The sequence below is a fragment of the Rahnella aquatilis CIP 78.65 = ATCC 33071 genome, assembly GCF_000241955.1.
GTDB classification, from domain to species: Bacteria; Pseudomonadota; Gammaproteobacteria; order Enterobacterales; family Enterobacteriaceae; genus Rahnella; species Rahnella aquatilis.
Window position 1 is genome coordinate 3,166,096 of the sequence record NC_016818.1, and the last position, 12,833, is coordinate 3,178,928.

12 protein-coding genes are annotated in these 12,833 nt (G+C 51.6%); 8 read left to right on the forward strand and 4 right to left on the reverse strand.

Annotated elements, in window-relative coordinates:
• Positions 1 to 45: 45 nt before the first annotated feature.
• Together RAHAQ2_RS14210 and icd are read right to left on the reverse strand one after the other, a co-directional pair.
• Positions 46 to 537, reverse strand: a complete 492-nt coding sequence (locus RAHAQ2_RS14210; RefSeq protein ID WP_015697903.1) for an anti-virulence regulator CigR family protein — start codon at positions 535 to 537, stop codon at positions 46 to 48.
• A 317-nt stretch (positions 538 to 854) separates the two neighbouring features.
• Entirely contained in the window at positions 855 to 2,108 is a 1,254-nt protein-coding gene (gene icd / locus RAHAQ2_RS14215) for an NADP-dependent isocitrate dehydrogenase (protein ID WP_015697904.1), read from the reverse strand.
• Positions 2,109 to 2,240: 132 nt separating this feature from the next.
• Between icd and rluE the strand changes: the two genes are divergently transcribed.
• From rluE to RAHAQ2_RS14255, 8 genes are all read left to right on the forward strand, one after another.
• On the forward strand, positions 2,241 to 2,867 hold the full coding sequence (gene rluE / locus RAHAQ2_RS14220; protein ID WP_015697905.1) for a 23S rRNA pseudouridine(2457) synthase RluE: 627 nt from the start codon (positions 2,241 to 2,243) through the stop codon (positions 2,865 to 2,867).
• Positions 2,860 to 3,306: an NUDIX hydrolase gene (locus tag RAHAQ2_RS14225; RefSeq protein WP_015697906.1), complete on the forward strand. Its 447-nt coding sequence runs from the start codon at positions 2,860 to 2,862 to the stop codon at positions 3,304 to 3,306. Before rluE ends, RAHAQ2_RS14225 begins: the two co-directional genes overlap by 8 nt.
• Before the next feature lie 246 nt (positions 3,307 to 3,552).
• Positions 3,553 to 4,662 carry a tRNA 2-thiouridine(34) synthase MnmA gene (mnmA, locus tag RAHAQ2_RS14230; protein ID WP_015697907.1) on the forward strand — a complete coding sequence of 370 codons (1,110 nt, stop codon included), beginning with the start codon at positions 3,553 to 3,555 and terminating at the stop codon, positions 4,660 to 4,662.
• A gap of 192 nt (positions 4,663 to 4,854) precedes the next feature.
• A complete protein-coding gene (hflD, locus tag RAHAQ2_RS14235) occupies positions 4,855 to 5,481 on the forward strand; it encodes a high frequency lysogenization protein HflD (RefSeq protein ID WP_015697908.1) in 627 nt (208 codons plus the stop codon).
• Positions 5,482 to 5,504: 23 nt separating this feature from the next.
• A complete protein-coding gene (gene purB / locus RAHAQ2_RS14240; protein WP_015697909.1) occupies positions 5,505 to 6,875 on the forward strand; it encodes an adenylosuccinate lyase in 1,371 nt (456 codons plus the stop codon).
• Positions 6,876 to 7,080: 205 nt separating this feature from the next.
• On the forward strand, positions 7,081 to 7,755 hold the full coding sequence (phoP, locus tag RAHAQ2_RS14245) for a two-component system response regulator PhoP (RefSeq protein WP_013576218.1): 675 nt from the start codon (positions 7,081 to 7,083) through the stop codon (positions 7,753 to 7,755).
• Positions 7,756 to 7,781: 26 nt separating this feature from the next.
• Complete coding sequence (gene phoQ, locus RAHAQ2_RS14250; RefSeq protein ID WP_015697910.1) at positions 7,782 to 9,239, forward strand: two-component system sensor histidine kinase PhoQ; 1,458 nt, start codon at positions 7,782 to 7,784, stop codon at positions 9,237 to 9,239.
• Between the two features lie 159 nt (positions 9,240 to 9,398).
• Positions 9,399 to 10,520 carry a ribosomal protein uL16 3-hydroxylase gene (locus tag RAHAQ2_RS14255; protein WP_015697911.1) on the forward strand — a complete coding sequence of 374 codons (1,122 nt, stop codon included), beginning with the start codon at positions 9,399 to 9,401 and terminating at the stop codon, positions 10,518 to 10,520.
• Positions 10,521 to 10,592: 72 nt separating this feature from the next.
• Here RAHAQ2_RS14255 and pepT read toward each other — a convergent pair whose 3' ends face one another.
• On the reverse strand, positions 10,593 to 11,828 hold the full coding sequence (gene pepT, locus RAHAQ2_RS14260; protein ID WP_015697912.1) for a peptidase T: 1,236 nt from the start codon (positions 11,826 to 11,828) through the stop codon (positions 10,593 to 10,595).
• A gap of 146 nt (positions 11,829 to 11,974) precedes the next feature.
• Positions 11,975 to 12,802 carry a Sir2 family NAD+-dependent deacetylase gene (cobB, locus tag RAHAQ2_RS14265; RefSeq protein WP_015697913.1) on the reverse strand — a complete coding sequence of 276 codons (828 nt, stop codon included), beginning with the start codon at positions 12,800 to 12,802 and terminating at the stop codon, positions 11,975 to 11,977.
• Positions 12,803 to 12,833 lie beyond the last annotated feature (31 nt).

Genomic DNA, 12,833 nt, shown 5'->3' on the forward strand with positions numbered 1-12,833 from the left:
TAAAAAGCCCCGCTAATGCGAGGCTTAAACAATGCTATGTCAATTTTAATCGAATACGCCATTAATAATCGAAGTGACAATAGCCGTACTCAGGGCAACCAGAACTAAATCATCACCCACGGCTCGCCATTCATAACCAGGATAATACGGCAATTCGTTCAGCATTGCGGCTGGAACTGCTTTCTTGGCAATTCCCGGAGGTAAAGGTTTGCCACGCATCAAGTTTTTTGCGATTCCTGGCGGTAGCGCCTGATATCCGGTTAATCCATAGTTTACTGCAAGTGAACGGGCACGAGAGAAGCTTAAATCTGACGAGACATGGTCTGGCTTGCCATAATTCTTACGATTCCCGGCTTGCTCGGATGATTTACCCTTTTCCTGACCTTTATTGGCGTGACCATTACTATTGCCGTTGCCGTTGCTATTACCGTTACCATTACTATTCCCATTCCCGGGATTAGCAAAAACGGGAGCTGACAGCACAGTCAGAGAAATAACCGCCGCCAGAGCAATCTGGAGTGTGCGACGCTTAAACATGATGGTTGTTCCTTGAGATTAATTATACTTTTTAAATCTATGCCAGAAAACTCGCTTTCACAATCTCATGTATTCCTATTTTATCGTTTTAAAACGATGTAAAAATTAATAACGCTGTTCTCATTATTTATCAGGCTCATCGTTCAAATTGTTAATTAAATAGCTCTCATTTTTCATGGACAAAGACTGCAGGAAAGTTTTGTGGTTCTGACTATTTAAAACAGGCGTTTTCAGTTTGGGTTTGCAGAAGAATTTTAGGCAGGATGAAAAACAAAGGGGGCGCGATGCCCCCGATGTCTACTGCAACAATCTCGCGATTACATATTTGCGATCATGTCGTCGGCAAACTCGCTACATTTGCGCAGCTTAGCGCCTTCCATCAGACGTTCGAAATCGTAAGTCACAGTTTTGTTGGCGATAGCGCCTTCCATGCCTTTAACGATCAGGTCTGCGGCTTCGAACCATTCCATATGACGCAGCATCATTTCTGCGGAAAGGATGATTGAACCCGGGTTCACTTTGTCCTGACCGGCATATTTCGGTGCAGTACCGTGAGTAGCTTCAAACAGCGCGCAATCAGAACCGATGTTAGCGCCCGGTGCGATACCGATGCCGCCAACCTGCGCCGCCAGGGCGTCGGAAATGTAGTCACCGTTCAGGTTCATACAGGCGATCACGTCGTATTCAGCAGGACGCAGCAGGATCTGTTGCAGGAATGCATCGGCAATCACGTCTTTAATGATGATGTCTTTGCCGTTGTTTGGGTTCTTGATTTTCACCCAAGGACCGCCGTCGATCAGCTCACCACCGAACTCTTCACGCGCCAGCTGGTAGCCCCAGTCCTTGAAGGCACCTTCGGTGAACTTCATGATGTTGCCTTTATGAACCAGCGTCAGTGAATCACGGTCGTTGGTGATGGTGTATTCAATCGCCGCACGAACCAGACGTTTGGTGCCTTCTTCGGAGCAAGGTTTGATACCGATACCACAATCTTGTGGGAAACGGATTTTCTTCACGCCCATTTCGTCTTGCAGGAACTTGATCACTTTATCCGCTTCAGCAGAACCGGCTTTCCATTCAATACCGGCGTAGATATCTTCGGAGTTTTCGCGGAAGATCACCATGTCGGTATCTTCAGGACGTTTAACCGGGCTTGGTGTACCGGTGTAATAACGTACCGGACGCAGACAGATGTACAGGTCGAGTTGCTGGCGAAGTGCCACGTTCAGGGAGCGAATACCGCCGCCAACTGGCGTAGTCAGTGGCCCTTTGATAGCAACACGATAATCACGGATCAGATCGAGGGTTTCTTCTGGCAACCAGACGTCTTTGCCGTACAGTTCTACGGATTTCTCGCCGGTATAGATTTCCATCCAGGAGATTTTACGCTCGCCTTTATAGGCTTTCTCAACAGCCGCATCAACGACTTTGATCATGGCCGGCGTCACGTCAACACCGATGCCATCACCTTCGATAAATGGGATAACAGGATTATTAGGAATGACCAGTTTACCCTGAGCGTCTACTGTAATCTTTTTACCTTCAGCCGGAACCACTACTTTGCTTTCCATTAACCTCTCCTTCGAGCGCATTTTTGTTAAAAATTTGTAAGATGCTGGTCGATATTACTCGAATATTTCTCGCTAGCCAATCCGAAACATTTTTCAAGTATAATGCGCTAATTCTCTCTAACTTCAATGCCTATGAACCCGCTATCTTTTAAAAATCACAACGTTAAACGTTTCAGCAAAAGGCCTGCTAAAGAACAATCTGCCCCAAAAGGGCCGGTAAAGGTGATTCTTTTCAATAAACCCTTCGATGTGCTGCCACAATTCACTGATGAGGCGGGTCGGGCGACACTTAAAGATTACATTTCATTAACAGATGTTTATGCCGCAGGCCGTCTGGATCGGGACAGCGAAGGTTTACTGGTGCTGACAAACGATGGCAAACTACAGGCTGCGCTGACCCAACCGGGTAAACGCACCGGTAAGATTTACTTTGTCCAGGTCGAGGGCGAACCGGATGACGCCGCGGTCAAGGCATTGCGTGCAGGCATTACGCTCAAAGACGGGCCAACACTGCCCGCTGGTGTGGAAATCGTCGATGAACCTGAATGGCTATGGGCCCGTAATCCGCCGATCCGCGAACGTAAATCTATCCCGACCACGTGGTTGAAAATCACGTTATACGAGGGAAGAAACCGTCAGGTGCGCCGCATGACGGCGCATGTCGGCTTCCCGACACTGCGTCTGATCCGTTACAGCATGGGCGAATTTACCCTCGGCGATTTACAACCCGGCCAATGGAAGGAAATTCCACATGTTTAAACCACACGTTACTGTCGCCTGCATCGTTCAGGCACAGGGAAAGTTTCTGGTTGTCGAAGAAATCATCCATGGCAACGTCACCTGGAATCAGCCTGCCGGTCATCTTGAAGCCGATGAAACCTTAGTCAGCGCGGCAAAACGCGAGCTGTATGAGGAAACCGGCATCCACGCCGAGCCGCAGTCTTTCCTCGGATTGCATCAGTGGCAGGCGCCGGACGGTACGCCTTTCCTGCGTTTCGCCTTTGTGATTGATCTGCCTGAAATTCTGGAAACAGCGCCTCAGGACGATGACATCGATCAGTGCCGTTGGGTCACCGCCGAAGAAATCATCGGTTCTGCGCAACTGCGATCGCCACTGGTGGCAGAAAGCATTCGCTGTTATCAGCAATCGCCGCGTTATCCTCTGGAAATTCTGCACAATTTCAACCTGCCGGAATAACTCTCCCCTGCCGGTGGTTGCCACGCGGTGAATCAGCGATGCAGCAACCGGCCTGACGTGATAAAATTTTGCGCTTCACGATTTACCTCGCGTGAAATCGCAGTAAAGCAGTGCCTCTCTGTCCGGGTTTCTGTGGTGTTCGGGTTCTGAAGTGTTTTAGTTACGCGCGGCCTTCATCCTCGTGGGACAAGCATCAGAAAAACACCGTCAGTACCGGGCAATTAATTCATGTGTTTCGGGACTATTATGTCTGACAACAGCCAGAAAAAAGTGATCGTCGGGATGTCCGGCGGTGTCGATTCCTCTGTCTCTGCGTACCTTCTGCAACAGCAGGGTTATCAGGTTGAGGGCCTCTTCATGAAAAATTGGGAAGAGGATGACGACGAAGAATATTGCACAGCAGCCACTGACCTTGCGGATGCGCAAGCCGTGTGTGACAAGCTGGGTATTGAACTGCACACCGTGAATTTCGCGGCGGAATACTGGGACAACGTGTTCGAATTATTCCTTGAGGAATACAAAGCCGGACGCACGCCAAACCCGGATATCCTGTGCAACAAAGAAATCAAATTTAAAGCCTTCCTGGAATTTGCGGCGGAAGATCTGGGCGCGGATTACATCGCAACCGGTCACTACGTTCGCCGCCAGGATATCGACGGCGTCAGCCATTTGCTGCGCGGCGTTGACGGCAACAAAGATCAGAGCTATTTCCTCTACACGCTCGGTCATGAACAGGTCGCACAAAGTCTGTTCCCGGTCGGTGAACTGGAAAAACCGGAAGTTCGCCGCATCGCCGAAGAGCTGGATTTGATCACCGCGAAGAAAAAAGATTCCACGGGGATCTGCTTCATCGGTGAGCGTAAATTCCGTGATTTCCTTGGCCGCTATTTACCGGCGCAACCCGGCGTGATCAAAAGTGTTGACGGTCAGGTGATGGGCGAACATCAGGGTCTGATGTATCACACACTCGGTCAGCGTAAGGGTCTGGGTATCGGCGGGCAGAAAGACGGCAGCGAAGAGCCGTGGTACACCGTTGAGAAGGATGTGGAAAACAACATTCTTTACGTCGCGCAAGGCCACGAGCATCCGCGCCTGATGTCAGTGGGCCTGATTGCACAGCAACTGCACTGGGTCGATCGCAAAACGCTGACCGCCCCGCTCACCTGCACTGTGAAAACCCGTTACCGTCAGGAAGATATACCGTGCGTCGTGACGCCGCTCGGTGATGACCGCATCGAGGTGCATTTCGATGCACCGGTTGCCGCCGTCACACCGGGTCAATCTGCGGTGTTTTATCTCGGCGACGTATGTCTCGGCGGGGGCGTGATTGAACAGCGTCTGCCGCTTCAGGCCTGATATTGAGTCAATATGTGATTAAATACGGGACGCTTTCGGGCGTCCCGCTTTATTTCTGCCCGACTGTGACGCCCTGCACTGATTCCGAACTGTGTTTAGGGTCAGTTTTATGGCATGATCTGTCGCCATGAATTTGGGCTATTTTCTTTGTCACTGCGTCTCATCGTTTCAAAAACGCTTACAGGAGTAAACGTGGCTAAAAATTATTATGACATTACGCTGGCGTTGGCGGGGATCTGTCAGGCAGCACGCCTGGTTCAGCAACTGGCACATGAAGGTCATTGCTCACAGGAAGAAATGTCAGTGTCACTGCGCAGCCTGCTGGAGATGAATCCGGCGTCTACGCTGGCGGTGTACGGTAATAATGAAGCCAATCTGAAGATGGGACTCGAGACGTTGCTGGGCGTACTGAACGCCAACCGTCAGGGGCCAGGCGCTGAGTTAACACGTTACGCATTAAGCCTGATGGTGCTGGAGCGTAAGCTCTATGCCAACAAAGCCGCTATGAATCAGCTCGGTGAACGTATCGATCAGCTCGATCGCCAGCTCGCGCATTTTGAACTGGAATCAGAAACGATGATCAGTTCTCTGGCCTCGATTTATGTCGACGTGGTCAGCCCGGCCGGTCCGCGTATTCAGGTCACCGGTTCACCGGCAATTTTGCAAAATTCGCAAGTGCAGGCGAAGGTCCGCGCCATTTTACTGGCCGGCATCCGCTCAGCGGTGCTGTGGCACCAGGTCGGCGGTGGCCGCCTGCAACTGATGTTTTCCCGTAATCGCTTGTTTGAACAGGCGAAAAATATTCTCGCTCATTGTTAATAAGATCCCAGGAGTTGCTACCGATGGAATTATCCTCACTGACCGCCGTTTCCCCCGTTGATGGACGCTACGGTGATAAAGTCAGCGCGCTGCGTACTATTTTCAGCGAATTTGGCCTGCTGAAATTCCGTGTGCAGGTTGAAGTACGTTGGCTGCAAAAACTGGCAGCCTGTGCAGAAATCAAGGAAGTTCCTGCTTTTGATGCCGACGCAAACGCTTTCCTCGACCAGATCGTGGCAAATTTCGATGTTAATGACGCACAGCGCATTAAAGACATCGAAAAAACCACCAACCATGATGTCAAAGCGGTTGAGTATTTCCTGAAAGAAAAAGTAGCCACGATCCCTTCCCTGCACGCGGTGTCTGAATTCATTCACTTCGCCTGTACCTCTGAAGATATCAATAACCTGTCCCACGCACTGATGCTGCAAACCGCACGTCAGGACGTGGTGCTGCCGTACTGGAAGCAGATTATTGATGCCGTGAAAGATCTGGCGCATAAATACCGTGACATTCCGCTGTTGTCCCGCACCCACGGCCAGCCTGCGACGCCATCCACGATCGGTAAAGAGCTGGCTAATGTCGCTTACCGTATGGACCGTCAGTTTAAGCAACTGCAAAACGTCGAAATCCTCGGCAAAATCAACGGTGCGGTCGGCAACTATAATGCTCACATTGTCGCGTACCCGGAAGTGAACTGGCATCAGTTCAGCGAAGAGTTTGTGACCTCGCTGGGTATTACCTGGAATCCGTACACCACCCAGATCGAGCCGCATGACTACATTGCCGAACTGTTTGACTGTGTGGCGCGTTTCAACACTATCCTGATCGACTTTGACCGCGACATCTGGGGTTATATTGCCCTGAACCACTTCAAACAGCGCACCATCGCAGGCGAAATCGGTTCGTCCACAATGCCGCACAAAGTAAACCCGATCGACTTCGAAAACTCCGAAGGTAACCTCGGCCTGTCCAATGCAGTATTACAGCATCTGGCCAGCAAATTGCCGGTTTCCCGCTGGCAGCGCGACCTGACGGATTCCACGGTACTGCGCAACCTCGGTGTGGGTCTGGGCTACGCACTGATTGCTTATCAGGCAACCATGAAAGGCGTCAGCAAACTGGAAGTCAACGAAGCGAATCTGGCGAACGAACTGGATCACAACTGGGAAGTGCTGGCGGAGCCAATCCAGACCGTGATGCGCCGTTACGGCATCGAAAAGCCTTACGAGAAGCTGAAAGAACTGACGCGCGGCAAGCGTGTGGATGCTGCCGGCATGCAGGCATTTATCGATTCGCTCGAATTACCGGAAGACGAGAAAGTACGTCTGAAAGCTATGACACCAGGCAACTACATCGGTCGCGCCACCACCATGGTTGACGAACTGAAGTGAGTTTTTAAGGTGTTGTACCCGAGGCGGCCTGCGGGTCGCCTTTTTTTATGCCGCCTCCGCCAAAGCCGTTTATAATTCGTTTAGGTTCTGTTGATGTTCGGCACACCTGCGTTGACCTGAGGTTGATTAAAATATTTCTGAATCATTTACAATCGCACTCAGAATGTTTAAACCATTTTTCGCGCTGTCAGGATAAGGAATTACCATGCGGATTTTAGTCATTGAAGATAATGCACTGTTACGTCATCACCTCTCAGTACAGTTGCGGGAAATGGGCCATCAGGTCGACGCGGCAGAAGACGCCAAAGAAGCAGACTATTTCCTGCATGAGCATGCGCCTGATATCGCCATTGTTGACCTTGGTTTACCAGGCGAAGACGGCCTGAGCCTGATCCGCCGCTGGCGCAGCCATCAGAACAATCTGCCGATTCTGGTGCTTACCGCCCGCGAAAGCTGGCAGGATAAAGTTGCGGTGCTGGAAGCCGGTGCAGATGATTACGTCACTAAACCCTTCCATCTGGAAGAAGTGCTGGCGCGCATGCAGGCGCTGATGCGCCGTAACAGCGGTCTCGCCTCACAGGTGATCACGCTGCAACCTTTCCAGATTGATCTGTCACGTCGTGAACTGACCGTCAATGAGCAACCGATTAAACTGACCGCTTTCGAATACACGATTATCGAAACACTGATCCGCAATGCGGGAAAGGTGGTCAGCAAGGATTCTCTGATGCTTCAGCTTTATCCGGATGCCGAGCTGCGCGAGAGCCATACCGTCGATGTTCTGATGGGACGTCTGCGTAAAAAATTGCAGGCAGAACATCCTGTTGATGTGATAACGACCGTGCGCGGTCAGGGTTACCGTTTCGACATCAGGCCATAATCATCGCCATGTTCAAAGGACGCTTCATGAAAGGACGTCGTACCCGCAACCCCTTCTCCCTTCGCGTCCGCTTTATGATGGCGACCGCTGCGGTAGTACTTACCCTGTCGCTGGCCTACGGGCTGGTGGCAGTTGTCGGTTATATGGTGAGTTTCGACAAAACTGCTTACCGTCTGCTGCGCGGCGAAAGTAACCTCTTCTTCAGCCTTGCGCAGTGGCGCGACGGCAAGCTGACTATCAACGTTCCGCCTGATCTCGACCTCAACACGCCGACGCTGGTGTTTATTTACGATGCCGAAGGGAAACTGTTATGGGCCGAGCGCCGCATCCCTGAGCTCGAAGCGCATATCGATAAAGCGTGGATGAACAAACCCGGTTTCTATGAGCTCGATACCGACACACAAATCAGCAGCGAAGTGCTGGGTAACAACCCACAGGCGCAGGATAAGTTGAAGGATTACGACGATACCGACGCCAACGCGATGACCCACTCCATTGCGGTCAATACCTACAATGCGACATCGCGCCTGCCAGCCCTGAACATTGTGGTGGTGGATACTATTCCACAGGAGTTGCAGCGCTCAGATCTGGTCTGGGAATGGTTCAGTTATGTCTTACTGGCGAATCTGCTGCTGGTCGTGCCGTTGTTATGGCTGGCAGCTTACTGGAGCCTGCGGCCCATTAAAGAGCTGATTCATCAGGTCGCTGAACTGGAAACCCACGAACGGGAATCGCTGGATGAAAACCCGCCACGGGAACTGCGCGGTCTGGTGCGTAACCTGAATATTTTGCTGCACGGTGAGCGTGGTCGCTATGACCGTTACCGCACCACGCTGGCCGACCTGACGCACAGCCTGAAAACACCGCTGGCCGTCTTGCAGTCCACCCTGCGTGCACTGCGCAATGGTAAACAGATGACCATTGAGGATGCCGAGCCGGTGATGCTTGAGCAAATCAGCCGCATCTCGCAGCAGATTGGCTATTATCTGCATCGCGCGACATTGCGTTCTGAACAAAACCTGTTGATCCGTGAAGTTCACTCCGTCCCGGCGATCCTGGACGGATTATGCTCGGCGCTGAATAAGGTTTATCAGCGTAAAGGCGTGGTGATCACTGTGGATATTTCGCCGGAAATTACCTTTGTGGGCGAAAAAAATGACTTCATGGAAGTGATGGGTAACGTAATAGATAACGCCTGCAAATACTGCCTGGAGTTTGTCGAAATCAGCGCCGTCCATACCGAAAATCAGCTGGTGATCCTGATTGAAGACGACGGTCCGGGCATTCCGGAAAGCAAACGCGAAGTGATTTTCCAGCGCGGTCAGCGTGCCGATACGTTACGTCCGGGGCAAGGTCTGGGGTTATCGCTCGCCAACGACATCATCGAACAGTACGACGGCAAAATTATCATTGGTGACAGCCCGCTTGGCGGTGCCAGCATGCGCGTCTGTTTTGGCCTGCAACAAGGCATCGAACTGGAGTGATGTTTTGCCCGAACATTTTGCCAGCAAATTTCGGCGCAATCTTAGCCATAGTGCGAAATTTGCTGGCAATTGCCCAACTCAGCCGCAACACCTTCCGTTATAATCATTTACAGACTCTCCTCTTCTTTATCACCCTCCATTTAATGCAAGGGAAATACTATGGATTACCAACTCGACTTAGACTGGAATGATTTCCTGCAGCGTTACTGGCAAAAGCGTCCTGTCGTATTAAAGCGCGGCTTTAAAAATTTCGTCGACCCGATTTCCCCGGACGAACTGGCTGGTCTGGCAATGGAGAATGAAGTGGACAGCCGTCTGGTGAGCAATCAGGACGGCAAGTGGAATGTCAGCCACGGACCTTTTGAGAGTTACGATCATCTGGGTGAAACAGGCTGGTCGGTGCTGGTGCAGGCCGTCGATCACTGGCATGAACCCTCTTCTCATCTGATGACGCCATTCCGTCACATTCCTGACTGGCGCATGGACGATTTAATGATTTCCTTCTCGGTACCTGGCGGTGGCGTAGGCCCGCACCTGGATCAGTACGACGTATTTATCATTCAGGGTACAGGTCGCCGTCGCTGGCGTGTGGGCGAGAAAATTGCAATGAAACAACATTGTCCGCACCCTGATTTGTTACAGGTAGAGCCGTTCGACGCCATTATCGATGAAGAACTGGAACCGGGTGATATCGTCTATATTCCGCCGGGCTTCCCGCATGACGGCTATTCACTGGAAAATTCCCTCAACTATTCCGTTGGTTTCCGTGCGCCAAACGCCCGTGAGATGGTCAGCGGTTTTGCCGATTATGTCCTTTCACGTGAGCTGGGCAGCCACCGTTACAGCGATCCGGAACTGGTTGAGCGTGAACATCCGGCCGAAGTGCAGCCTGCTGAACTGAATAAACTGCGCTCCATGATGCTGGATTTAATTGGCAATCCGGCGCACTTCAACAGCTGGTTCGGAGAGTTTATTTCCCAGTCGCGTCATGAGCTGGATCTGGCACCGCCGGAGCCGCCTTATCAGGCCGGTGAAATTTATGAACTGCTCGAATCGGGCGAAACGCTGGAGCGTCTGGGCGGTCTGCGCGTCCTGCGCGTGGGCGATACCTGTTACGTCAACGGGGAAGCCATGACCACGGAACATATCGGCGCGGTGGATGCCATTGCGCGCCATAAAACCGTGACCAAAGAAATGCTCGGCGATGCCATGAACGATCCATCCTTCCTCGCGTTACTGTCTGCGCTGGTCAACAGCGGTTACTGGTACTTTAACGACTGACCGGTGTTGCGCGAATAAAATAAAGGAGCGATGTTTTCAGACATCGCCCCTTTTTTGTCGCCACCTGAACCGTCAGTGCTTCACGGCTTCTTTCGCTGTCAGTTCCGCAATGCGCATAATCACCGCAACGGCTTTTTCCATTCCTTCGAGCGTCACAAACTCATGTTTACCGTGGAAATTATAGCCGCCGGTAAAAATATTCGGACAAGGTAAACCGCGGAAAGAAAGCTGTGCGCCATCGGTACCGCCACGGATTGGCTTCATGACCGGCTCGATGTCACAATCTTTCATCGCCTGCTGCGCCAGCGCAATAATATGCGGGTGCTTAGCCACCTTGTCGCGCATGTTGTAATAATGATCGTCGAGCGTGACTTCGATATAGCAGTCACGGTGCAGACCTTTGCCCACTACGTGCGCAATATCGATAATTTTTTGTTTGCGCGCTTCGAACTGCGTTTTATCGAAGTCACGGATGATGTAATGCATTTCTGCGCGTTCAACGTTGCCCTTGATGGTCGTCAGGTGATAAAAACCTTCGTAACCTTCCGTATGTTCAGGTGTTTCTTCCGCAGGCAGTTCGTTGTGGAAACGGGTTGCCAGTGACAGGGCATTGACCATCACACCTTTGGCACTGCCAGGATGCACATTGTTACCGACAATTTTTATGGTGGCTGACGCCGCGTTAAAGTTCTCAAACTCCAGCTCCCCAACGCCACCGCCATCAACGGTGTAAGCCCATTCCGCGCCAAAGGCAGGAATATCAAAACTCTGCGCACCTTTGCCGATTTCTTCATCAGGCGTAAAGGCAATGCGCACCGGGCCATGTGGAATATTGCTATTTTTCAGCCGGACCATCGCGGTAATGATTTCCGCAATACCGGATTTATCATCTGATCCCAGCAACGTTTTACCGTCGGTGGTAATAATCGTATGGCCGAGAAGCTGATGTAATACCGGGAACATCACCGGAGATAATATTTCATCGCCATTACCCAGCGCGATATCCCCGCCGCGGTAATTCTCAACAATCTGTGGATTCACATGTTTCGCCGTGAAATCCGGCGCGGTGTCCAGATGGGAAATAAAACCGATCACCGGCACTTTCCAGGCGACATTGCCCGGTAAGGTGGCCATCACACAGCCTTTATCACTGAGCGTAACCTGAGAAAAACCCAGTTCAGTCAGTTCATTACGCAGGGCCTGCGCCAGTTTGAGTTGTCCGTCGGTGCTGGGTGTGTGTTTAACATTGGGCTTAGATTGAGTATCGAAAGAAACATAATGAAGAAAACGATCTAGCAACTTATTCATTTGGCTATCCTCTGGCGGCTGGGTTTTATTATGCGCAGCATGAAAACCCTGAATATTGCGTCAGGTCATTTTTCACCAAGTTTAACGAGATATGTCTATTGGGCAGGCGCAATTTTTGGCGGGAACCGTAAAAAAAAGCCTGGTGATCACCAGGCCTGGTCTTTCTTGGTCAGGAACTTATGGACAAACTCCGGTACGACCTGGCTCGCCAGCCCGTAGTGCTTCATATCGAATTCACTTTCAACCTGACTCGGTTCAAGATTCAGTTCAACAGCACAGGCACCGCCGATGCGCGCCTCATGAACAAATCCGGCGGCCGGATAAACATGTCCAGAGGTGCCGATAGCAACAAAGAAATCGGCCTTAGCCAGCGCATCGTAAATCTCGTCCATGCCAAAAGGCATTTCCCCGAACCAGACAATGTGCGGACGCAACGGCGCCGGAAACTGACAGCAATGACAACGGTCATCCACCGTCAGGTCGCCCGGCCAGTCCAGCACCTGCCCCGATTGCGTACAACGCACTTTCAGCAATTCACCGTGCATATGAATGACGCGTGAACTGCCCGCGCGCTCGTGCAGGTTATCGATATTTTGTGTGACCAGCAGGAAGTTGTCGCCGAGGGCCTCTTCCAGCGTGGCCAGCGCGTAATGTGCGGCGTTAGGTTTGAGATCTTCTGCCTGCAACTGGCGGCGGCGCTCATTATAAAAACGCTGCACAAGTTCAGGATCACGGCGATAGCCTTCCGGGGTCGCCACATCCTCAACACGGTGCTCTTCCCACAGGCCATCAGCAGCGCGGAAAGTACGAATGCCGGACTCGGCGGAAATCCCTGCGCCGGTCAGCACCACAACAAACGGTTTCTTCAGCGATGCGGCCGCCATCGAATCCCGGTGGAAAATATTCGACCGGAATCGCTGATGGCGAATACGCTTATTTTTGCGAAACCGACACAGACGATGACGTGTGCGCATGAAGTGCTCCTTACTCTCTGTGTCTGATTAA